Source organism: Furfurilactobacillus milii, assembly GCF_021654115.1.
GTDB classification, from domain to species: domain Bacteria; phylum Bacillota; class Bacilli; order Lactobacillales; family Lactobacillaceae; genus Furfurilactobacillus; species Furfurilactobacillus milii.
The window spans coordinates 171,020-192,769 of record NZ_JAIWJF010000002.1; the positions used below are offsets into that span (position 1 = coordinate 171,020).

General features: G+C 45.1%; 23 protein-coding genes. 20 read left to right on the plus strand and 3 right to left on the minus strand.

The window, feature by feature from the left end:
• The first annotated feature begins 16 nt into the window (after positions 1-16).
• The 15 genes from LDK34_RS03205 to tsaD all read left to right on the plus strand — a co-directional run bounded on the left by LDK34_RS03205 (position 17) and on the right by tsaD (position 10,986).
• Positions 17-322: a YbaB/EbfC family nucleoid-associated protein gene (locus tag LDK34_RS03205; RefSeq protein WP_017262123.1), complete on the plus strand. Its 306-nt coding sequence runs from the start codon at positions 17-19 to the stop codon at positions 320-322.
• Positions 323-340: 18 nt separating this feature from the next.
• Positions 341-940 carry a recombination mediator RecR gene (gene recR / locus LDK34_RS03210; protein WP_017262124.1) on the plus strand — a complete coding sequence of 200 codons (600 nt, stop codon included), beginning with the start codon at positions 341-343 and terminating at the stop codon, positions 938-940.
• A 66-nt stretch (positions 941-1,006) separates the two neighbouring features.
• Positions 1,007-1,252, plus strand: coding sequence for a YaaL family protein (locus tag LDK34_RS03215; protein ID WP_161001746.1), 246 nt, complete (start codon positions 1,007-1,009; stop codon positions 1,250-1,252).
• Positions 1,253-1,399: 147 nt separating this feature from the next.
• The gene (locus tag LDK34_RS03220; RefSeq protein ID WP_178942940.1) at positions 1,400-2,308 is read left to right on the plus strand and encodes a glucosaminidase domain-containing protein; all 909 of its coding nucleotides are present in this window, start codon (positions 1,400-1,402) and stop codon (positions 2,306-2,308) included.
• 34 nt (positions 2,309-2,342) lie between these two features.
• Complete coding sequence (gene tmk, locus LDK34_RS03225; RefSeq protein WP_161001744.1) at positions 2,343-3,017, plus strand: dTMP kinase; 675 nt, start codon at positions 2,343-2,345, stop codon at positions 3,015-3,017.
• 56 nt (positions 3,018-3,073) lie between these two features.
• On the plus strand, positions 3,074-3,403 hold the full coding sequence (locus tag LDK34_RS03230; RefSeq protein ID WP_017262128.1) for a cyclic di-AMP receptor DarA: 330 nt from the start codon (positions 3,074-3,076) through the stop codon (positions 3,401-3,403).
• A 28-nt stretch (positions 3,404-3,431) separates the two neighbouring features.
• A complete protein-coding gene (gene holB, locus LDK34_RS03235; RefSeq protein WP_178942939.1) occupies positions 3,432-4,445 on the plus strand; it encodes a DNA polymerase III subunit delta' in 1,014 nt (337 codons plus the stop codon).
• 51 nt (positions 4,446-4,496) lie between these two features.
• Positions 4,497-4,847 carry a DNA replication initiation control protein YabA gene (locus tag LDK34_RS03240; RefSeq protein ID WP_017262130.1) on the plus strand — a complete coding sequence of 117 codons (351 nt, stop codon included), beginning with the start codon at positions 4,497-4,499 and terminating at the stop codon, positions 4,845-4,847.
• Between the two features lie 14 nt (positions 4,848-4,861).
• Positions 4,862-5,749: a 16S rRNA (cytidine(1402)-2'-O)-methyltransferase gene (rsmI, locus tag LDK34_RS03245; protein ID WP_178942938.1), complete on the plus strand. Its 888-nt coding sequence runs from the start codon at positions 4,862-4,864 to the stop codon at positions 5,747-5,749.
• A complete protein-coding gene (locus LDK34_RS03250; RefSeq protein ID WP_178942937.1) occupies positions 5,750-6,526 on the plus strand; it encodes an acyl-[acyl-carrier-protein] thioesterase in 777 nt (258 codons plus the stop codon).
• A gap of 83 nt (positions 6,527-6,609) precedes the next feature.
• Entirely contained in the window at positions 6,610-7,602 is a 993-nt protein-coding gene (gene galE, locus LDK34_RS03255; protein WP_161001740.1) for a UDP-glucose 4-epimerase GalE, read from the plus strand.
• A 280-nt stretch (positions 7,603-7,882) separates the two neighbouring features.
• A complete protein-coding gene (gene tsaB / locus LDK34_RS03260) occupies positions 7,883-8,605 on the plus strand; it encodes a tRNA (adenosine(37)-N6)-threonylcarbamoyltransferase complex dimerization subunit type 1 TsaB (RefSeq protein ID WP_178942936.1) in 723 nt (240 codons plus the stop codon).
• A complete protein-coding gene (rimI, locus tag LDK34_RS03265) occupies positions 8,589-9,197 on the plus strand; it encodes a ribosomal protein S18-alanine N-acetyltransferase (RefSeq protein WP_178942935.1) in 609 nt (202 codons plus the stop codon). Before tsaB ends, rimI (LDK34_RS03265) begins: the two co-directional genes overlap by 17 nt.
• Positions 9,190-9,651 (plus strand): ribosomal protein S18-alanine N-acetyltransferase, encoded by a 462-nt coding sequence (gene rimI, locus LDK34_RS03270; protein WP_178942934.1) that lies wholly within the window; start codon positions 9,190-9,192, stop codon positions 9,649-9,651. Before rimI (LDK34_RS03265) ends, rimI (LDK34_RS03270) begins: the two co-directional genes overlap by 8 nt.
• 252 nt (positions 9,652-9,903) lie before the next feature.
• On the plus strand, positions 9,904-10,986 hold the full coding sequence (tsaD, locus tag LDK34_RS03275; protein WP_178943487.1) for a tRNA (adenosine(37)-N6)-threonylcarbamoyltransferase complex transferase subunit TsaD: 1,083 nt from the start codon (positions 9,904-9,906) through the stop codon (positions 10,984-10,986).
• A 91-nt stretch (positions 10,987-11,077) separates the two neighbouring features.
• Here the strand turns inward: tsaD and LDK34_RS03280 are convergent, their stop codons facing one another.
• Positions 11,078-13,036: an ABC-F family ATP-binding cassette domain-containing protein gene (locus LDK34_RS03280; protein ID WP_236941474.1), complete on the minus strand. Its 1,959-nt coding sequence runs from the start codon at positions 13,034-13,036 to the stop codon at positions 11,078-11,080.
• A 364-nt stretch (positions 13,037-13,400) separates the two neighbouring features.
• Between LDK34_RS03280 and LDK34_RS03285 the strand changes: the two genes are divergently transcribed.
• The 3 genes from LDK34_RS03285 to groL all read left to right on the plus strand — a co-directional run bounded on the left by LDK34_RS03285 (position 13,401) and on the right by groL (position 16,301).
• Positions 13,401-14,063 carry a redox-sensing transcriptional repressor Rex gene (locus LDK34_RS03285; RefSeq protein WP_017262140.1) on the plus strand — a complete coding sequence of 221 codons (663 nt, stop codon included), beginning with the start codon at positions 13,401-13,403 and terminating at the stop codon, positions 14,061-14,063.
• 248 nt (positions 14,064-14,311) lie between these two features.
• Positions 14,312-14,596: a co-chaperone GroES gene (groES, locus tag LDK34_RS03290; protein ID WP_017262141.1), complete on the plus strand. Its 285-nt coding sequence runs from the start codon at positions 14,312-14,314 to the stop codon at positions 14,594-14,596.
• A 70-nt stretch (positions 14,597-14,666) separates the two neighbouring features.
• Entirely contained in the window at positions 14,667-16,301 is a 1,635-nt protein-coding gene (gene groL, locus LDK34_RS03295; RefSeq protein WP_178942932.1) for a chaperonin GroEL, read from the plus strand.
• Between the two features lie 426 nt (positions 16,302-16,727).
• Here the strand turns inward: groL and LDK34_RS03300 are convergent, their stop codons facing one another.
• Positions 16,728-17,609, minus strand: coding sequence for a hypothetical protein (locus tag LDK34_RS03300; RefSeq protein ID WP_236941475.1), 882 nt, complete (start codon positions 17,607-17,609; stop codon positions 16,728-16,730).
• Positions 17,610-18,009: 400 nt separating this feature from the next.
• On the opposite strand from LDK34_RS03300, the gene LDK34_RS03305 reads away from it, so the two are divergent.
• Positions 18,010-19,845, plus strand: coding sequence for an APC family permease (locus tag LDK34_RS03305; protein WP_161001591.1), 1,836 nt, complete (start codon positions 18,010-18,012; stop codon positions 19,843-19,845).
• A 196-nt stretch (positions 19,846-20,041) separates the two neighbouring features.
• On the plus strand, positions 20,042-20,932 hold the full coding sequence (locus tag LDK34_RS03310) for a phosphate ABC transporter substrate-binding protein PstS family protein (protein WP_178942929.1): 891 nt from the start codon (positions 20,042-20,044) through the stop codon (positions 20,930-20,932).
• 115 nt (positions 20,933-21,047) lie between these two features.
• On the opposite strand, the gene LDK34_RS03315 is transcribed toward LDK34_RS03310, so the two are convergent.
• Positions 21,048-21,692 carry a YigZ family protein gene (locus LDK34_RS03315; protein ID WP_178942928.1) on the minus strand — a complete coding sequence of 215 codons (645 nt, stop codon included), beginning with the start codon at positions 21,690-21,692 and terminating at the stop codon, positions 21,048-21,050.
• Positions 21,693-21,750 lie beyond the last annotated feature (58 nt).

A 21,750-nucleotide genomic window follows, 5' to 3' on the forward strand; every position in this document is an offset into this window, starting at 1 on the left:
TGGAGGAATGAAGATTATGATGGGTGGCAACATGCAAAATATTATGCGTCAGGCACAAAAGATGCAAAAGCAGATGAAAGCAGATCAAGAAAAACTGGAAGCACAAACTTTCACTGGTTCTGCACCAGATGATATGGTGAAAGCCACATTTACAGGAGATCACAAGATGACTGATTTGGTCGTTAATCCTGATGCGATTGATCCAGATGACCCTGACATGTTGGCTGACATGGTTTTGGCAGCCGTTAATGACGCAATGACACAAATTGACACGGCAACGGACAGTACCATGGGTAAATACAGCCGTGGGCTGGGGATGTAAGCACAAACGAGGTAGACAATGGATTATCCAGAACCAATTGCGCAATTAATTGAAAGTTACATGAAGTTACCGGGTATTGGTGCAAAAACCGCCACACGGCTAGCCTTTTATACAATTGATATGGATGGCGATGATGTGACTGGTTTTGCTAAATCATTGATTTCGGCTAAACGGGACCTACACTTCTGTTCAATCTGTGGCAATATCACTGAAGAAGATCCATGCGCGATTTGTTCCGATAAATCGCGTGATCAAAGTACGATTCTAGTGGTCGAAGAGCCCAAAGATATTATGTCGATGGAATCAATGCGTGAATACCATGGCTTATACCATGTTTTGCACGGCGTTTTGTCCCCAATTGAAGGTAAGGGTCCTGAAGATATTAACATCACTAGCTTGGTCAAACGGCTTCAGGAACATGACGAAGTGAAGGAAGTCATTGTGGCAACAAATGCCACGCCTGAAGGGGAAGCTACCGCTATGTACCTATCACGGTTGATTAAGCCAGCGGGCATCAAGGTGACTCGGTTAGCTCATGGTCTGTCAGTAGGTTCTGACATTGATTACGCTGATGAAGTGACCTTACTTAAAGCTGTTGAGGGCCGGACTGAAATGTAAACGATAGACGCTGGTACTCTCATATGAATGGAAATTGTATCAGCGTGAGCGATGTGGGAGGTCAAAATGTTATTTAGTCGTCGTCCGCGCTTGCGTGGGCAATATAATGAAGCATTATTGGATGATATTGATCGAGCAAAGCGTAGCTGGGACCGAGCTGTTGAGACTCAAACGGCGGTCGTAGATGAAGGTAACGGCCGTGAACTTTCGGCACAAACTGCGTTGGCTCGACAAAAATATATGCTGTTATTCCGTGAGGCACGAGAACGAAAAGTTCGGGGCAGATTGCAGGCCTCAGTGATTGATAATTAATTACGATCAAGATTTAGACACAATAATTGAAAAACGTTTGCTGGAGAATTGTGCATTGAACTCTGGCAAACGTTTTTTTGATGGCGTTAATTTCTCTGATCTTTTGCGTATGTAATGGGTAGATCACAAAAGACGGAGGAGTTTCGAATGAAACGTTTAGCAATAGTAATATCGGTAATTGGCTTCATATTGGGGTTATGCGAAACTGGCAAGGCAATGAGTAAAACAGATTTTTTAATGCAAGTTGAGTCAGGTGCCCAACAGAATTGGGCTCATTATGGAATTTTACCCTCGGTGACTGGTGCACAAGCTATTTTGGAAAGCGGCTGGGGGACGTCACAACTGGCCACTAATGCTCATAATCTGTTTGGCATTAAAGGAGCTAATATTGATGGGGCAACGGTTCGCATGCCAACGCGCGAGGTTGTCAACGGGTATTCGCTGTCTGTGTGGGCAAATTTTCGAGCTTATCCGTCATTTATTGAAAGCATTGCAGATCACGGTCAATTTTTGAGCGTGAATAGTCGGTATCACAATGTTTTAGGTGAGCGAGATGCATGGCTGGCTGCACAGAAATTGCAAAGCGATGGTTATGCTACTGATCCTGCTTATGCGGATGAACTAATGCAAATCATTCGGGCTAATAATTTAACCCGATGGGATCAGGGGAAATCAGACATTGATCAACACCCAACAGCGGCGGCACCTAACTCAGCTGAAATGTCGGACAGCGCTAATCAACCGCAGCAACAAGATACTTTGCGGCGCTACGTGATTCAACCGGGTGACAGCTGGTGGCGAATCAGTAGGGCCAGTGGTATTTCAATGGGCCAAATCAGCCAAGTGAGTCAAACACCGATTCGGTGGTGGATCTATCCAGGCCAATGGCTGTGGTTACCACAAATGAAGGATTATACCGTGCAACCAGGAGATACACTACATCGGATTGAGAAGGCCTTACAGTTGCCAATAGATTCATTGGCGAAGGTCAACCATCGCGCGCGCCAAAGTCATTTAACAGTCGGAACCAAATTGGAATTGCCAGCTGCCGTGTAATTACGTTAGACAGCGACCCCTATTCTAAAGTACAATGAACGTATTGACGATAAGGGAGTTTGGAATAGTGAAAACAGGCGCATTTATAACTTTTGAGGGGCCCGATGGGGCAGGAAAAACCAGTGTTCTGAATGCGCTGATCGATGATTATTCATTGCAACTAGGGGAGAAATTACTGACAACCCGTGAGCCGGGTGGTAATAAGATTTCAGAAGCAATTCGTGCGATTATCATGGATAAAGCCAACACGGAGATGGATGCGCGGACTGAAGCTTTACTGTTTGCAGCAGCGCGACGCCAGCATTTGGTCCAAACGGTTTTGCCAGCTTTAGACGCGGGTAAGGTTGTGTTCTCTGATCGGTACGTTGATAGTTCGATTGCGTATCAAGGCGCTGGCCGTGAAATTGGAGAGGCTGCCGTAGCAGAAATGAATCTTTTTGCTACGAAAGGACTTACACCAGACCTAACAATCTACTTTGATGTACCATCGGAGGTAGGATTAACACGAATTCATGAATATCGGTCAGATGAAATCAATCGTTTGGATAATGAAGAACTGTCATTTCATCGTCGTGTACGGCACGCTTACCTTAAATTGTTGCAAGACGAACCGCAACGCATTACACTAATTGACGCGAACCAACCGCTGGAAAAAGTGATTACCGACACGAAACAGGTGATTGCTCAACGGTTCCCGAATTTGTTTTAATTGTACGGAGCCCCGTTATCGCGGTCGCGAGCTTTTTCACAGGAGGAATTACGCATATGAAAATGATTATTGCTATTGTTCAAGACAAGGATAGTAATCGACTGAGTAATCAGTTTATCGAACAAAATATTAGAGCCACAAAGTTGTCAACGACGGGTGGTTTCTTACGTTCAGGTAATACCACGTTCTTGATCGGAATCGAAGATGATCGCGTTCAAGAAGTTATGGATCTCATTAAGGAGACATCACACACTCGGGATCAATTCATGACACCGCCAGTTAATATGGATGTTTCAATGGACCAGACTGCTTCATATCCAGTTGAGGTCACAGTTGGTGGGGCAACTTGTTTTGTACTGCCAGTTGAGGCATTTCAACAGTTTTAGTCGTTAACCGCACTGCTAACGAGGAAATATGCCAACAAATAATGATGTTTTAACGATTGCTGAACAGCGCCAACCTGTGCTGGTTCAGCATTTTAAAAATGTAATTAAAAAAAATGAACTGGCCCATGCGTACTTATTTGCCGGACCAAACGGCAGTGGCAAGGAGGAGCTCGCAATGTGGATTGCGATGCGCCTTTTTTGTATTAACCTGCAAGATGGTCAGCCTTGTGGAAAATGTGAGGAATGCCAACGAATTAGTCAACGCGAGCATCCGGATGTATTGATTGTTGAACCAGAAGGAAACTCAATTAAAGTTGACCAAGTTCGTTTGCTGAAATCTGAGTTTTCCAAAAGTGGGATGGAAGGCAATAAAAAAGTCTTCATTATTGCCGGAGCTGAAACGATGACTGCCAGTGCAGCCAACAGTTTGCTAAAGTTTCTTGAAGAGCCCAGCGGTAATATCACGGCCTTGTTGCTAACGACCAATCCCAATTTGCTTTTACCGACTGTCATTTCACGGACTCAGGAAATGGAGATGCAACCATTAGCAGTCAATGAACTTCAGTCCCAGCTTGAATCAGCCGGCGTAGGAAAGCACCTGTTAGCATTGACCAGCCGGCTGACTAATAGTCCTGATCAAGCGGCTGAGTGGTTAGTCGATGACTGGCTGGGTCAAACCGCAGCTGCTGTGTGGCAGTGGGAGAGTCAGCTACTGAAGCCTGACATGAGTGCGTTTGTCACGGTGGGAACGACACTTGTACCCTTGGCAAAGGATCGTCCACATCAGCGGATTGTCTTGGACATTATTTTGGCTGGCTTTCGTGACATGCTATTAGAAAATATTGATCATGAAAAATTTGTCATGAGTTTTCCGAGTCATCGCAAGGATTTACAGGAATTAACGACGCGTTATTCTAAAAAGCAACTCGTCGACGTTACAGATTTAGGGTTACAATCAAAGCAGTTGCTCGAACGCAACGTTAGTTTTCAAAATGTGGCCGAATCATTGACGTTGAAGGCATTTAACGTTCTTTCTAAATGATGATTGCCAGTTTTGAAACGATGCAATGATGACACTGATGGAGGTGTAATCGTGGATAAACGACAAACAATGCTCGACGATTTTGAGCACTTGCAAGATCAGACGACAGGAATTTTGGATCAGTTGGCCGCATTAAAAAAGCAGGTTACGGCATTGTCAGAAGAGAATGCTGAATTAACCGTCGAAAACCAGCATTTACGTGAATTGCTCGGTACTGATACAGATACGACTGAAGCACAGCAACGATTGTCTAAATCACTACAGAATTTAGAACGGTTGTACGAGACCGGTTTTCACGTTTGCCGTGAGTTTTATGGTCAACGGAGAGAAGAAAATGACTCTTGCGCATTTTGTTTAGACGTCATTTATGGAGAACGGGATCGAACAATTAAAGCAAGTTAGGGGTGGACACAGGCATGGTAGCAACAAGTCAGCGCAGTTTTGCGCCACACGAATCTGGTACGCTGTTTTTAGTACCAACACCGATTGGTAATTTGCAGGACATGACGTACCGGGCGGTTGCAACGCTAAAACAGGTCGACTTGATTGCGGCTGAGGACACGCGCAACACGCAGAAATTATTAAACAACTTTGATATCGAGACAAAACAAATTAGTTTTCATGAGCACAATACGCAAGAGCGAATCCCGGAATTATTGGATAAACTTCGCGCTGGTGTAAATATAGCCCAGGTGAGCGACGCAGGGATGCCATCAATCAGCGACCCAGGTACGGAATTAGTTGCTGCTGCTGTAGCAGCCCAGTTGCCAGTAGTGCCACTACCCGGGGCCAATGCAGGCCTAACAGCATTAATTGCCAGTGGCTTAGTACCACAACCGTTTTATTTTTACGGCTTTTTAGATCGCAAGACTAAGGAACAAAAGGCTGAGCTCACCGATTTGGCCAAGCATCCGGAAACTGTGATTGTTTATGAGGCACCGCACCGATTAGCGAAGACGGTGACTGCGATTGCAAACGCGGTCGGACCAGATCGCCCACTGGTGCTTTGCCGCGAATTAACGAAAAAGTTTGAAGAGTTTATTCGTGGGACTGCTAGTGAAATTTTAGAATGGTTAGCCACAAATCCGCCGCGCGGTGAGTTTGTCATTCTAATTGGCGGGAACACTAATCCGCCCGTTGAAGAGCAGGATCCGCTGCTGAGTCAGTCGGTGGAAGAGCATGTTAAGACGTTGATTGCTCGAGGTGACAAGCCTAACGATGCAATTAAAGCTGTCGCTAAAGCCCGCCAGTTACGCAAGCAAGAGGTTTATGCAACCTACCATCACTTGAATGAGGTCAATTAAATGACGCAACAGAACCGATATGATGAAGAACATAAAATTCAGTATTACGAAACAGATTTAACGGGTAAGGTAACGTTAGGCATGCTAATCAACATGCTGGTGCTAACTTCATATGATCAAGCTGATAGCTTTGGTGTTGGCACGGATTACATGCTTTCAAAGGGCTACGGTTGGGTCATTGCTCAGTATGAAATAGATATAAAGCGGTTACCTCGCGATCACGAAAAGGTACGTTTGGTGACCGAGGCGACTTCTAATAATCGTTATTTTGCTTACCGCCAATTCTTTTTGGAAGATGAGCAGGGCAACGAGCTGGTTCATGTAGATACAATCTGTGTGGTGATGGATTTGGAAGCCCGTAAGATGGTCGCCATTCCAGATGACGCTGTGGCCCCTTACCATTCTGAGGTGGTCAAACGCATCCCCCGTTTATCACGACCAACTAGTTTTGAACAGGCGGATGTGGCGGCAACCAAGACGTATCGGGTGCGCTATTTTGACTTGGATTCAAATCATCATGTAAACAATTCACATTATTTTGATTGGGTGATGGACGCCCTAGATGAGGAATTTTTGATTCATCACGAATTGTGCCATCTAGCGATTCGGTTTGAAAATGAAGTTCGTTATGGAAACACGGTAAAAAGCGAAGTGACCGCGCCGATTAACAATGAAGACGGAACCGTAACTACCCATCATCACATCATGGGTGATGATGAGCGATACGCTGAAGCAACGCTGACATGGCGGCCATTATCCGCAACAACGGTGGATTAATGCATCTGTGCTGACGGGTGCTGTTGTGGTCAATCAGGTTATGCTATGATAGTACCGATGTTAACGATTTGGAGGAAAATAAAATGTCAATTTTAGTTGCCGGTGGTGCCGGTTACGTCGGTTCACACATGGTGGACCGTTTAATTGAAAAGGGTTACGACGTGGTTGTTGTAGACAATTTGTCTACTGGTCATCGCGCTGCTATTAATGAAAAGGCGCGCTTTTATCAAGGCGATACCCGTGACCGCGAGTTTCTGACCAGCGTTTTCGAAAAAGAAAACATTGATGGTGTTATCCACATGGACGCATTTTCCATTGTGCCAGAATCCATGAAAGATCCATTGAAGTACTTTGACAACAATGTTTATGGCATGATTACGTTGTTGGAAGTGATGCATGAACAGGGTTGCAAACGGATGATTTTCTCATCAACTGCTGCTACATATGGTGTTCCTGAACGGATTCCGATTCATGAAGACGATCAGAAAAAGCCAATCAACCCTTATGGTGAAAGTAAGCTGATTATGGAACACATGATTCATTGGTGTGACGTTGCTTACGGTATTAAATGGGTTGCACTTCGTTACTTTAATGCGGCTGGTGCTAAGGCTGATGGTTCCATCGGTGAAGATCACCACCCAGAAACACATTTAATTCCAATTATTTTGCAAACGGCACTTGGTGAACGTGACCATATTGATATGTACGGTGACGATTACGATACACCAGATGGCACTAATGTGCGTGACTATGTTCATATTCTGGACTTAGCTGATGCTCATATTTTGGCATTGAAATACTTGGACGAAGGCAATGAGAGTCGTGCGTTTAACTTGGGCTCATCCACTGGCTTTTCTGTTAAACAGATGGTTGAAGCAGCTCGTGAAGTGACCGGTAAAGAAATTCCGGCCAAGATTGCACCACGGCGCCCCGGAGATCCTGATTCATTAGTCGCTGAATCGGAAGATGCCCGTAATATCCTTGGATGGAAGCCGCAATATGATGATGTTCATGACATTATTAAGACTGCATGGGCTTGGACACAAAGTCATCCAAACGGTTATGAAGATCGTTAGTCTGCTTTGATTTATTGTTAACTTGATTTACGTAAAAAAACTTCGTTTGCGCAACGAAGTTTTTTTCGTGGTTATCAAAAAAATAGTAAAGTGCTTAAGCGCATAGAAACACATGAGCTGTGCCTTACTAGTCCTCGATTTAAGGCATTTTAAGAGACGCACAGGTAACGGGCTAATGTTTGTGAAAAGACTATGACATATTGGGAAGTTCACGCGCCCATGTTAGATGTGTTAATATTATTGCTGTCTATAGAACACTGAACGGAAAGTCAGGATTTACATGAAGGTTCTCGCGTTAGATACATCAAACCAGCCAATGAGTGTTGCACTATTGGTTGATCAAAAAGTTATTGCTAAAAAAACAACTGCCACGCAATTGGACCATAGCGTTCAACTGATGCCGACAATTACTGAATTGATGGCAGACCAGCAGTGGCAACCGGAGGACTTAGATCGCTTGGTCGTTGCCCAGGGCCCTGGTTCTTATACTGGATTACGGATTGCTGTGACAACAGCGAAGACACTGGCGGCTACACTTCACATTCAGTTGGTTGGGGTGTCGAGTTTAGCTGTGTTGGCAGGCAGTGTTCAAACGGAAGGAACGTTTGTCAGTCCTATTTTTGATGCACGCAACACGCAGTTATATGCTGGTTTGTATCAAATTAAAAACGGCCAGCCTGTCCTTGTTATCGCGGACCAACACACCAACATCCCGGATTGGACCGCGCAATTGAATGCGGCCGGTCATCCCGTAACGTTAATTGGCGAATTGACGCGTTATCATGATGCTTTAGCAGATGCACTTAATGTTCCGGCGACATTTACTGAAGGCGACGCTAACCTACCTGATGCTGGCGTGCTAGGAAAATTAGGTATGCCGCTTAAAGCTATTGATGATATTGATTCTTTCGTGCCCCAATACTTACGTCTGTCGCCTGCTGAAGCTCAGTGGGCAGCAGCGCATCCAGGAGAAGACCACAAAAATTATGTTGAAGAAGTATAAGCAGGTTTTTCAAAAATGGTATCGGCGCCACTTTGCCAGTGAGGTTCGGCAACAGCAGGCCGAGGATCTGGACATCAAGAATCATCGGTTGATGATTCGCGATACCCAGTACTTTTTGGGTCGGGCACAGTTTCCAGATGTTCCAGAAATTGTGAGCGTTGAACGAGCAGTTTATGACGGCAAGACCCCTTGGGATGCACAGGCGTTTGCCAACGAACTTAAACGAAAACAGGATCGGCTATACTTGGTAATTCGTAAAAATGATCAGTTGATTGCCTTTGCTGGATGTTCGTTTGATATCCAGCGGAAGGATGCCCACATCACAAATATCGCTGTATTACCAGATTGGCAGGGTGATGGTCTTGGTGAATTCTTAATGCGTGCCTTGATTCGAAAGGCACGGCATATGGGAATGCGACAGGTTACCTTGGAAGTTCGAATCAGTAACAAACGGGCACAAAACTTGTATCACAAGCTTGGTTTCCGTCAAACGGGGATTAAGCGTGGTTATTACTTTGGCGATCACGAGGATGCCGTTGACATGATGGTTCCCTTAATTAAGGCCCCGACAAGTGAGTCAAGCCATGAATAATCAAGTTATCTGTGAACCGTTTCATCCGCAAAGTATGCAACGTGGGGCGGCCTTGATTGAAGCATTGGGTGAAGCTGCATATCCGACCGGCGCGCCGTGGTCGGAACCAGTAATTGAAGAGAACATGCAGGCACCAACCAGTGTGTACTGGCTAGTTCGAGTAGCAGGTCAGCCCGTGGGCTTTCTTAGCGGAACCAAAGTCATTGATCAGTTAGAACTGACTAATTTGGGTATCGTAGGATCATGGCAAGGTCATGGACTTGGTAAGCAATTATTGACGACTTGGTTGAAGCGATATGAAGCGGGGACAGTGGTAACCTTAGAAGTTCGGGTTCATAACGAGGCTGCTTTGGGGTTGTATGAGAGCCTCGACTTTCATAAACTGATGCGCCGTCCTGACTATTACGACCGTCCCGTCGAAGATGCCTGGATTATGCAAAAAAAGATAGAGTGATGCCGAAGCTCGGGAAGGTCCGAGCAACAACGTAAAGGTGGCAGCGTGCAAGCGCACTTTGCTTGTAGGATGACAGCTTTGGGTTGTGCACAGGGCCTTGAGCGACAGGTGCACGTTTTAGAAGAGTGATGCCTAACTTCGGTTGAATCCGAGCAATAAGAAACAACACGGGGTATTCGGCGGCTTTCCGAATGCTTTGGGTTGTAGCTTATGCACAGGATTCAGAAGTTGGGTGCACGTTTTAGAAGAGTGATGCCGAAGCTCGGGAAGGTCCGAGCTCAAAAGGAGAAAACAGTGACAGAATCACGTGAATTGATTTTAGCCTTTGAAACTAGTTGTGATGAAACAAGTGTTGCTGTTGTGGAGAACGGGGAGCACATCTTAAGTAACTTTGTCGCAACGCAGATTAAGAGTCATCAACGATTTGGTGGTGTCGTGCCGGAAGTGGCCAGTCGCCATCATATCGAGGAAATTACCATTGGCATTCGCAAAGCATTGACTGAAGCGGATGTAACGCCTGAAGAATTAACGGCCGTTGCCGTTACTTACGGACCAGGTTTAGTCGGATCGTTGCTAATTGGTGTGACTGCTGCTAAGACGTTTGCCTTCGCCCATCATTTGCCGTTGGTGCCCGTTAACCATATGGCGGGTCACATCTATGCGGCCCGTTACGTCGAACCTTTGACGTTCCCATCGCTTGGGTTATTAGTGTCGGGCGGTCATACGCAGATCGTCTTGATGAAGGCAGCTGGGGAATTCGAAATTATTGGAGACACCCGCGATGATGCCGCCGGGGAAGCCTTTGATAAAGTGGGCCGCGTGCTGGGTATTCCCTATCCTGCGGGTAAGGAAATTGATCGGCTAGCACACGAAGGCCACGATACGTTTAATTTTCCACGGGCGATGATCCATGAAGCTAACTATGATTTTAGCTTCAGTGGCCTTAAGAGTGCGTTTATTAACACGGTGCATAATGCTGACCAGCGTGGCGAACAGCTAGATCGTGCAGACCTAGCTGCAAGCTTTCAGGCCAGCGTGGTGGACGTTTTGGTCACCAAAGTATTATCTGCTCTGGAACGGTACCAAGTTAAACAGCTTGTGTTGGCTGGCGGCGTTGCGGCCAATCACGGTCTTCGTGACGCTTTGAAGGTTAAGATGGCACGTTTTGCACCACAAACGAAGCTTGTCGCTGCGCCACTGGCATTATGTGGTGATAATGCGGCAATGATTGGTGCAGCTGCGCATATTGCTTATGCTAAGGGTGATCGTGCTGATATGAGCCTCAATGCAGACCCAAGCTTGGAATTTCCTTGGTTAACTGGCGTTGAAGCCTAAAATGAAAATATAGTTACAACTGAAAAAGGGATCACATCAATGCGGCAACTGGCCGGCTAGATGTGATCCCTTTTTCAATTGTCTGTTTACATCACTGTAGGTGGTGATCATTATTATAGGCTTCCAATGCTTCCCCAGCTGCTGCCCACTTTTCTGACAGACTGTCACTTTGGGCATCCAGGTCGTCCAACTGATGTTGAAGGTCCGTTAACTTACCGATGTCACTGGCGTTTTCAGGCGCCTGCATGGCCTCAGTTATTGTCTGGCTTTGTTGGTCAAGATCATCAATTTGTGTTTCCAACTCATCGACAGCGCGTTGCAACTTTCTTTGCTCACGTTGTTCAGCTTTATTAACAGCATAATTTGATACACTGGCGGTTGCCGAATTATCAGACTCAGTCTCAGGATGCTCGGCATCAGCCGCGGCTGACCGCTTAGCGAGTTCGGCCTGATAATCATCGTAATCACCTTCAAACCACTGCGTCCCCGAGGCAGACAATTCAACGATTTCTGTGGCGACCTGGTTGATGAAATAACGGTCATGAGAAACGAATAAAACAGTCCCCATGAAATTGTTAAGTGCTTCTTCCAGTACTTCTCGCGAATCGATATCTAAATGGTTCGTCGGCTCGTCAAGAATTAAAAAGTTGTCATGATCAAGTGACAATTTAGTGAGTGACAAACGGGCACGCTCGCCACCGCTTAAATTATGAACGGGCTTCGCAACGTCATCACCAGTAAAGAGAAAACTGCCGAGTAGGGTGCGCACATCCCGTTCAGGCATGGTAGGATGCTCGTCCCACACTTCGTTTAAAACGGTTTTCTCATCGTGCAGCACGGCTTGTTCCTGATCGTAGTAGCCAATAGTGACGCTGCCACCAATCTTAACGGTGCCCGCCAACAAGGGAAGCTGATGCAGAATTGATTTTAGCAGGGTCGATTTGCCAACTCCGTTTGGCCCGATAATGCCCACAACATGTTGTTTGACAACGTGAAAGTTTACGTTAGTTGCCAGTGGATGATCGGACTCATAGCCAATGCTGACATTGTCGACATTGAGGACTTCCTTGCCACTTTCGCTATCAAGTGTGAAACGGATCCGGATGGATTGATCATCATCTTTAGGCGCTTCCAAACGGTCCATTTTCTCCAATTGCTTGCGCCGTGACTGCGCCCGTTTGGTGGTGGAGGCCCGAACAATGTTGCGATTGACGAAATCTTCAAGCGCATTGATTTGTGTTTGTTGTTTTTCAAACGCCCGTTGTTCGGTTTTGATTCGTTCGGCCTTTTGGGTTAAGTAGGCAGAGTAATTGCCATGGTAGTGAGTCAAAGTGTGCTGATTCATGTCAAACACATCCTGCACCACGTGATCGAGAAAGTAACGGTCATGTGAAACAATCAAGACTGCACCAGGATAACCTTTCAAGTAGTCTTCCAACCATGACAACGTTTCAATATCCAGATGGTTAGTAGGCTCGTCCAAAATAAGTAAGTCGGGCTGTTGCAGCAAGTACTTTGCGAGTGCGAGCTGTGTTTTTTGACCACCTGAAAAGCTCATGACATTGCGTTGGAAAGTGGATTCATCAAAATGAAAAGCGTGTAAAACACCACGAATTGAAGCCTGGTAGCCGTACCCGTTGTTTGCCTCAAAATCGTGTTGTGTTTGGTCGTAAGCGTTTAGCAAACGTTTGTAAGTGTCACTTTGATGATCAGCAGCGGGATTGGCAATTTGCTGTTCCAATTCGCGCAGTTGTCGTTCTTGTTGCTGCTGGGTAGCAAAAACCGTCAGCATTTCATCCCAAACAGTGTTGTCTGAATCGAGCCCAGCATCTTGTGGCAAATACCCGATGGTCATGCCCTTGGCAACTGATACTGTGCCTTCATCGGGATCATTAATCCCAGCGATAATTTTAAGCAAGGTGGACTTGCCGGCACCATTGCGACCAACCAGCCCTACACGGCCGTGGTCTTCAATTGTCATCGAAACGTGTTCAAACAGGGTGTCTGCGCCAAAACGGCGAGCGACCTGTTGAACCTGAAGAACTAACATATGCGTACTCCTTCATCTGGATTAGTTAATGACTATTCTAGCATGTTCAGCGCGGTGACACTATGTTGGGCTGTCAGTCCACGAAAAACGTTTGGAATGTTCAAAATAGGGGCAGATTGTGAAGAGCAACATTTTTGCCGTTGTGATTAAGCTAACAAGGCCGCCTGTTTTACCTTTTTTGAAACAGGTATAAAGACTTGTATATTTGCTAGTTTTACCCCGGCATTTTACGAAATGCCCTTATCAGTTTGTGAAATGCCCGAAGGCTGGTATGAAATATGCTTCACAATAACCGTCCTTATGCTATAATTTACGTATAGTTTATTTTCACAAACAAATGTAGGATTAAAAGGAGTGAACCGCTGTGGCTGAACAACGAATTCCACGCGCGACAGCAAAAAGGCTGCCGATTTATTACCGTTACTTAAATATTTTACTGGATGCGGATAAAACGCGCGTTTCGTCCACTGAGCTGTCTGAGGCTGTTAAAGTCGATTCAGCGACGATTCGCCGTGATTTCTCTTACTTTGGCGCATTGGGCAAACGTGGTTATGGGTACGATGTTCCTAAATTGATTGAATTCTTTAAAAAGATTCTCAATCAGGATCAACTGACTAATGTCGCATTGGTCGGGGTTGGTAATCTTGGGCATGCGTTGCTTAATTTTAATTTCCATCAGAACAGTAACGTTCGAATCAGTGCTGCTTTTGATGTTAATGACAATATCGTCAACACGGTTCAAAGTGGTGTCCCGATTTATCCGTTGTCAGAGATGGGTAAACAATTGCGTGATCAACAGATTGCCATTGCAATTATTACGGTGCCAGAAAACACGGCGCAAGAGGTCACTGATGAATTGGCAAAGGCCGATGTACGTGGAATCTTGAACTTTACGCCACGGCGGTTGTCTGTTCCCGATACGATTCGGGTTCAAAATGTTGATTTGACTAACGAACTCCAAACGTTAATCTATTTTATTGACAATTATGGCGAGTTGTTAGGCGGGAACGAAAAGTCTCAGGATTAATTAGAAAACTGAATTACTGCTTCTTGAATAGGCGTTTGGGGTGTTGGTCAGACAAAAATGGTTTGACTGATTCTCCAAACGCCTTTTGTGATGCGGTTTTTAAGACGGCTGACAAACTTTTTGACTAAGTTTGACCAAAACACTTGCATTCATAAACAGGCATGGTTATCATAGAGCATGTTGTTAGCACTTAACGTGTAAGAGTGCTAAAAGCATTTAATTTCAACGAAATTATTGGAGGGATTAACGTGTTAAAACCATTAGGAGATCGCGTTATTTTACAAGCTGCTGAAGAAGAAGAACAAACTGTTGGCGGCATTGTGCTTGCCAGCAACGCTCAAGAAAAGCCAACCACTGGGAAGGTTATCTCAGTTGGTGAAGGCCGCGTCTTAGACAATGGTACAAAGGTTGCACCATCTGTTAAGGAAGGCGACACCGTTATGTTTGATAAGTACGCCGGCACAGCAGTATCGTACGAGGGCAATGATTACCTCGTTCTCCATGAAAAAGACATTGTCGCAGTTGTGGACTAGTTAAAGTTTACAGTGCTTTTGAACGATAAAAGAAAATCACAATAAATTACAGTTGAGGTGGAAATTCACAATGGCTAAAGATTTAAAGTTTTCTGAAGATGCCCGCAGCGCAATGCTCGCCGGTGTTGATAAATTAGCAAACACAGTTAAGACGACCCTTGGACCTAAAGGCCGCAACGTTGTTTTGGAACAAAGTTATGGTTCACCTACCATCACTAATGATGGTGTCACGATTGCCAAGGCGGTTGAATTATCAGACCATTTTGAAAATATGGGTGCTAAGTTAGTTGCTGAAGTTGCTTCCAAGACCAACGACATCGCTGGTGACGGGACAACGACTGCCACTGTTTTGACACAATCCATCGTTAACGAAGGGATGAAGAACGTTACCGCTGGTGCTAACCCTGTTGGCATTCGGACTGGGATTGAAAAAGCAACGACTGCTGCTGTTGATGCTTTGCACAAGATGAGTCACGACGTTAAGACTAAGTCTGACATTGCGCAAATTGCGTCAATTTCAGCCGCTGATCCAGAAGTCGGTAAGTTAATTGCTGACGCTATGGAAAAGGTTGGTAACGATGGTGTTATTACCATTGAAGAATCCAAGGGAATTGAAACAACTTCTGATGTCGTTGAAGGAATGCAGTTTGACCGTGGATACATGAGTCAATACATGGTTACTGACAATGACAAAATGGAAGCTGACTTGGACAACCCTTATATCTTGATTACAGATAAGAAGATTGCCAACATTCAAGACATTTTGCCATTGTTGCAATCTGTTGTTGAACAGGGCCGTGCATTACTTATCATTGCTGATGATATTACTGGTGAAGCTTTACCAACGCTTGTTTTGAACAAGATGCGTGGGACATTCAATGTTGTTGCTGTTAAGGCACCTGGCTTTGGTGACCGTCGTAAGGCACAACTTGAAGATATCGCTGCTTTGACTGGTGGTACTGTTATCACTGATGACCTTGGTCTAAACTTGAAGGACACAACTGTTGATCAGTTGGGTCAAGCTGGTAAGATCACGATCACTAAGGACAACACGACTATTGTTGAAGGCGCTGGTGACAAGGCTGCTGTTGACGAACGTGTTGCAAACATCAAGTCTGAATTAGAAGCAACAACTTCTGACTTTGACAAGGAAAAGTTGCAAGAACGTTTGGCTAAGTTATCTGGTGGTGTTGCACGGATTAACGTTGGTGCTGCTACCGAAACTGAATTGAAAGAACGTCGTTACCGGATTGAAGATGCCTTGAACGCAACGCGTGCCGCTGTCGAAGAAGGCTTCGTATCTGGTGGTGGTACTGCATTGGTTAACGCTATCGGTGCTGTGGCCGACTTGAAAGAAGAAGGAGACGTCCAAACGGGTGTTAACATCGTTCGTCGTGCTCTTGAAGAACCTGTTCGTCAAATCGCCGAAAACGCCGGCCGTGAAGGTTCCGTTATCGTTGAAAAGTTGAAGTCACAAAAGCCAGGCATTGGTTACAATGCTGCAACTGACGAGTGGGTTGACATGGTTGATGCCGGAATCGTTGACCCAACCAAGGTTACCCGTTCTGCTTTGCAAAATGCTGCTTCTGTTTCCTCATTATTGTTGACGACTGAAGCCGTTGTTGCTGAAGAACCAAAGCAAGATAATGGTGGTGGCGATGCTGCTGCCGCTGCACAAGCTGCTCAAATGGGCGGTATGATGTAGCTTAATTGAACATCAATGCTGTTTGTTAACTGTTAACAGCAGACTTAAAAGTCAGAACCTACGCGATACTGCCGTAGATTCTGACTTTTTGTTTTGCAGCAAATATTAACGATGACTGCTGTTGCACTGGCGTTGCGTCAGCCAAAGACGCCATTTCATGGGATCGGTCTCAGCCCCGCAAAGACCGCGTGTCTTTAACCTCGACTTGGAACCGAAGTGCACGTTTCCAATCTCGTCCGACAATTCTAAGTGGCATAAATCTCGCCACTAAGTATTGTTATCACGAAACTCTGCCTTTGACTGACTCCACTAACATCAGCAAGTGATTCGCACATTTAGACGTCGCATGTTGAAATCGATAAACAAACGTAAATGACATCAACTGTAATACTGAATATTGCAGCGGTGATTGAAGCATTGATGATGCTATTTGATTAAACTGATCCAAGCCGGCGCCGGTTCCCATGAGAAGGATTGTTTGACCTTCATAGCGACAGGATCGGTTGAATCCAATTCTCCAAAAATCGACACGAGTTGGGTGTGTTTGAACAATTGGAGTTGAATTTTCAGAAGGTCGATAACATGGTGAGCATCATCGTCGACATCCGTGAGCCAACCAACGTCCAAGGACGATTCAGCATCCCCAGGAAAGACGAAACTCAAGGCTTTGAATTCGCCATCAACAAGTGTTGCCAGCGACCAGTCGAGATAGGGCAGTTCACCATCCACATTCCGAGCCCAATTCTCAATGCTTAAATGAGCAGCAGGATTGTCTTGGTGAACCCGCTCATACTGTTTGCGCAATAATGTAAGCGCTTTGTTCTTCATCGTTGGTTGTTGCCAGACCTCACGTAACGTGATGACATTATCAGGGAGTGCAGTATCTAATAATGAGACTTTATCGAGCAACAAATCAGGCATCCATGTTTTACGGAAGATGTGATAACCCTGTTTTTCAAAATAGGCAGTTTTTCGTGTTTGAGGTTCCCAATACATGACAATTAACGGTAACGTAATGCTTAATTCATTAAGCCGTGCTTGTTCTCGGGATACTAGACCAGAAAGAACTTCATTTGTAGGAATTGACCGTGGACTCAACACAATTCGGATGTTTTGATGATGAGGATGCACTTGGTTTTGCCAACTCGTGATAAAACCAAGGGGATGATCGTTTTCATCAATGGCCACAAAGGTGAGGTCGGGATTATTATTTGCAAAGTATTTGAATTGATCATCACGATCTGCCGCGGCGAATGCCACGATTTTGCCGAGATCAGACGGTCTAACGTTACGAATTGTTATTTTCATGGGATTTTCCTTAAAGTTGAGTTGAAAATTTATGTACATTATACTGCTAATTTGATGATAAAATACCCGCTCGGCTAAGTTTTAAAGGCCACAACCCGATTAACTTGAATCGGCCATCAAAGTGGTTATAATGTGTTGCATGTGCCGGATTGAAAACCATTTATCGGTTTGCTCATCAAACTTTCATATGAGCTTGGTGTTTGTGTTAATCTGGTGTAAGATGATTGAGCTTGAAAGCCGCAAGCAAGTTGTGGCTTTTTTGCCGTTTTTAGCCAACCAATTGAGTTAATTGGCTGACCGTTTAAATAAATGATAAGTCTATTTTTATAAAATAGCCGATATAATGGGTGACAGCTAGCGGTGTTCTGCCATTAGCTGTCCGTTTAAAAGGAGTTTCAATATGTGGCGCTATTTGAAGCGACTATTAATTGGTAAGCCGCTAAAAACTTTAGATGAAGGCGGACAATCGCTAACCAAATTTAAGGCGTTGGCCTTGCTTTCATCAGATGCACTTTCCTCAGTGGCGTATGGGACTGAACAGATTACCACAGTGTTGGTAACCTTATCCGCTGCGGCAATCTGGTTCTCCCTGCCAATTGCCGGGATTGTGCTCATTTTACTGTTGGCGATTACGTTATCGTATCAACAGATTATTCATGCGTATCCTTCGGGTGGTGGGGCCTATGTGGTTGCTACTAAAAACTGGGGCCGGCCTGCTGGATTAGTTGCTGGTGGATCGTTACTGGTTGACTATATGTTAACCGTGGCGGTTTCTGTAACGTCAGGGACTGAAGCGATTACGTCGGCAATTCCAGCCTTGTACAATCATCAAGTTGGGATTTCCATTGTGATTGTGTTGTTTGTTATGGCGCTCAACCTGCGTGGAATGAGCGAATCAGCAAACTTCCTGACCGTGCCGGTGTATTTCTTCGTCGTGATGATTCTGTTAATGATCTCTGTGGGGATTTTTAATATTGCCACAGGTCGCATTGTTTATCACGCCACGGCTGCTGTTGGGGCGCCGGTTAAAGGAATGACGGTATTACTATTCATCAAGGCCTTTAGTTCTGGGTCATCATCGTTGACTGGTGTTGAAGCCATTAGTAATGCGGTGCCAAACTTCAAGAAACCGAAAACAAAGAATGCCGCTGGAACGCTGGCTATCATGGCCACAATTTTGGCGTTCTTCTTTGGCGGTATTACGTTCATCAACTACTGGTTGGGAATTAAGCCAATGGCGACTCAAACGGTGCTGTCTCAGATTGGTGTTACCGTCTTCGGTCATGGGTTACTGTATTACCTGTTCCAAACGTCCACGGCCATGATTTTGGCGGTTGCGGCCAATACCGGGTTCTCAGCCTTCCCAATCTTAGCCTTTAACTTGGCTAAGGATAAAAACTTACCACATGCTTACATGGACCGTGGTGACCGGTTGGGTTATTCAAACGGGATTATTACGTTAGCAGCGGGTGCCATTGCACTAATTGTGATTTTCCATGCGCAAACAACACTATTGATTCCACTGTATGCGGTTGGTGTGTTCGTGCCGTTTGCCCTATCACAATCAGGGATGATTATTCATTGGCGGCGTGAACGTGAGGGCTTCTGGCAAGGAAAAGCATTTATCAACTTTGTCGGTGCCTTTATCTCAGCTGCCATTGCCATCTTCCTGTTTGTTACTCGGTTTAGTAACGTTTGGCCTTACCCAATCGTGATGGCGTTGTTAATGTGGATGTTCCACAAGATTCATTCACATTACATGACGGTCGCTGAGCAGTTGCGGGTTGCGGCTAACGTTGAGACGAAGCCACACCACTATGATGGGGCGACTGTCATCGTGCTGGTTTCAAACGTCACGCGAGTGACTAAGAGCGCGATTGATTACGCTGAGTCCATTGGTGATTATGTCATTGCAATGCACGTTTCTTTTGACCAGAACCCGGGTAAGGAACGTGAGACGGTGACTGAATTTAAGCGCGACTTCCCGAATGTCCGGTTTGTGGATATCCATTCATCCTACCGGTCTGTTTCTGGGCCTGTGCTAAGGTTCTGTGATGTTATTGCCAAACGTGCGGCTGAGCGAAACTACAGTACTACGGTATTGGTACCACAGTTCGTACCTAAACGACCGTGGCAAAATATTCTGCATAACCAAACGAGTTTACGTTTGCGCTCAGTGCTGAATTCGCGTGAAAACATCATTGTCTCCACGTATAACTACCATTTGAAACAGTAATTAACTAAATTTTGTTTTATGAAGATCTTATTCGAAATTTGAATAGGATCTTTTTTTTATTGGCACATGTGTCGATGCTCGTTACGCAAGCTTTACACAACCTATACAACACATACATGAGGCTTTTACGTTGATTCGCTATGCTTTATTCAACGGGTAAGGCAGGTTGTTACTCAAAAAATGTGGGGGTTATATCATGAAAAAAGCAGCTTTAGTGAGCGTCCTAGGATTGAGCTTGGTATTTACCTTGGCAGGCTGTCAGTCGGCTAAGCATGCCAACGTTGCGAGTGCCGATAAGAAGATTTCTGGCAAGGTTGTCGCGGTTGGATCTACTGCACTCCAGCCTTTAGTAGAACAGGCGGGACAAACATTTCAGGATGATCATTCAGGCGTCACCATTAATGTACAAGGCGGCGGTTCAGGTGCCGGACTAGGTCAGGTATCCAAAGGCGCAGTTAACATTGGTAATTCTGATCTGTTTGCTGAAGAGCAAAAAGGTCTTAATACCGCTGGAATGGTCGACCATCGTGTGGCAGTAGTTGGGATGGCGCCAGTAGTAAATCCTGATACGAATGTGAAGAATGTGACCAAACAACAGTTGAAGGATATTTTTACCGGTAAGATCGACAACTGGAAAGCAGTTGGTGGCAAGGATGAAAAAATTGTCATCATTAATCGGGCTAAGGGATCAGGTACACGTGCCACGTTTGAAAAATTCGGGCTTGATGGTCAACAAGCTGCTCAGAGTCAAGAACAAGACTCTAATGGGACTGTTCAAAAGATTGTTAAAACGACTCCCGGAGCCATTAGCTATCTCGCCTTTTCATACATTAAGCCGGACATGCAAGCACTCAGTATCGACCACGTTAAGCCAACCGACGCGAATGTTGCTGATAACCACTGGAAAATCTGGTCATATGAACACATGTACACTAAAGGTAAGGGTAGCCTTGCCACAAAGACCTTTATTAAGTTTATGACGAGCGATGGTATTCAAAAGCACCTCGTTAAAAAGCTTGGCTACATCCCGCTGACGAGTATGCATGTCAGCCGTGATGTGAATGGCAATATGCACAAAGGTGCTTAGAAAAGTGAATTAAAAAGTATATTTTTAGAGATTAAAAACGTTCTTACTCTGCATAGATTGCAAAGTGAGAACGTTTTTGGTCGTTAAATGTATTTTAATCGAGGTCTTACGGGCATTATTTGGACACAGCATAAGGAATTTCTGCGAATTCTTCGTCGATTTTCTTGAGTTGTGCTTGACCGTTTGTTTTACTCGTTAATTCAGTGACAAACTGAATATTATCAGTACCAACAAGAACCGTAATTGTGACAGCAACGCCGTAGTCGGTTCCAACAATTTGGTCGACGCGATCAGCCAACCAAGTATTTAGCGGTTCGGCCTGTTTGTAGTCCAAGGTGATCTCATATCGTGTTAAAGCTTTCCGCTCGACGATTGAAGCATCTAGAATAGCTAAACTAGCGGAACTGCCATACGCACGAATGAGGCCGCCAGCACCCAGCTTGATGCCGCCAAAGAAGCGGGTGACGACAATAATGACGTTATGCAGATGTTGCTGCTGGATGACATTTAGAATCGGTGATCCGGCCGTCCCGACAGGTTCACCAGCGTCGCTTTGGCGAGTTAATTCATCGTGATCGCCAGCTACGTAAGCGTAGGCTGCGTGATTAGCCTTAGCGTGTTGTGCCTGGACTTGATCCAGAATGTTTGTTGCATCGGTTTCGGTTGTGATTGGCGCAGCATAACCGATAAAACGCGATTTTTTAATGGTTTGTTCAGCTTCGTGAGCGGTGGCAAGGGAAAGGAAAGGAAATTCTGACATTTTTGTCCTCCAACAAATAAATCCGTTTGAAAATACGTATGTAAGATTATGAACGGGA

Bases quoted from the DNA above. Each gene is read 5' to 3' on its own strand.
- LDK34_RS03305 (WP_161001591.1), top strand. From the start codon at position 18,010: ATGTGGCGCTATTTGAAGCGACTATTAATTGGTAAGCCGCTAAAAACT.
- LDK34_RS03250 (WP_178942937.1), top strand. From the start codon at position 5,750: ATGACGCAACAGAACCGATATGATGAAGAACATAAAATTCAGTATTAC.
- holB (WP_178942939.1), top strand. From the start codon at position 3,432: ATGCCAACAAATAATGATGTTTTAACGATTGCTGAACAGCGCCAACCT.
- LDK34_RS03310 (WP_178942929.1), top strand. From the start codon at position 20,042: ATGAAAAAAGCAGCTTTAGTGAGCGTCCTAGGATTGAGCTTGGTATTT.
- tsaD (WP_178943487.1), top strand. From the start codon at position 9,904: ATGCCGAAGCTCGGGAAGGTCCGAGCTCAAAAGGAGAAAACAGTGACA.
- recR (WP_017262124.1), top strand. From the start codon at position 341: ATGGATTATCCAGAACCAATTGCGCAATTAATTGAAAGTTACATGAAG.
- rimI (WP_178942935.1), top strand. From the start codon at position 8,589: ATGTTGAAGAAGTATAAGCAGGTTTTTCAAAAATGGTATCGGCGCCAC.
- rsmI (WP_178942938.1), top strand. From the start codon at position 4,862: ATGGTAGCAACAAGTCAGCGCAGTTTTGCGCCACACGAATCTGGTACG.
- rimI (WP_178942934.1), top strand. From the start codon at position 9,190: ATGAATAATCAAGTTATCTGTGAACCGTTTCATCCGCAAAGTATGCAA.
- groL (WP_178942932.1), top strand. From the start codon at position 14,667: ATGGCTAAAGATTTAAAGTTTTCTGAAGATGCCCGCAGCGCAATGCTC.
- tmk (WP_161001744.1), top strand. From the start codon at position 2,343: ATGAACGTATTGACGATAAGGGAGTTTGGAATAGTGAAAACAGGCGCA.
- galE (WP_161001740.1), top strand. From the start codon at position 6,610: ATGTCAATTTTAGTTGCCGGTGGTGCCGGTTACGTCGGTTCACACATG.
- LDK34_RS03315 (WP_178942928.1), bottom strand. From the start codon at position 21,692: ATGTCAGAATTTCCTTTCCTTTCCCTTGCCACCGCTCACGAAGCTGAA.
- LDK34_RS03220 (WP_178942940.1), top strand. From the start codon at position 1,400: ATGAAACGTTTAGCAATAGTAATATCGGTAATTGGCTTCATATTGGGG.
- LDK34_RS03280 (WP_236941474.1), bottom strand. From the start codon at position 13,036: ATGTTAGTTCTTCAGGTTCAACAGGTCGCTCGCCGTTTTGGCGCAGAC.
- LDK34_RS03230 (WP_017262128.1), top strand. From the start codon at position 3,074: ATGAAAATGATTATTGCTATTGTTCAAGACAAGGATAGTAATCGACTG.
- LDK34_RS03205 (WP_017262123.1), top strand. From the start codon at position 17: ATGATGGGTGGCAACATGCAAAATATTATGCGTCAGGCACAAAAGATG.
- LDK34_RS03300 (WP_236941475.1), bottom strand. From the start codon at position 17,609: ATGAAAATAACAATTCGTAACGTTAGACCGTCTGATCTCGGCAAAATC.
- tsaB (WP_178942936.1), top strand. From the start codon at position 7,883: ATGAAGGTTCTCGCGTTAGATACATCAAACCAGCCAATGAGTGTTGCA.
- LDK34_RS03215 (WP_161001746.1), top strand. From the start codon at position 1,007: ATGTTATTTAGTCGTCGTCCGCGCTTGCGTGGGCAATATAATGAAGCA.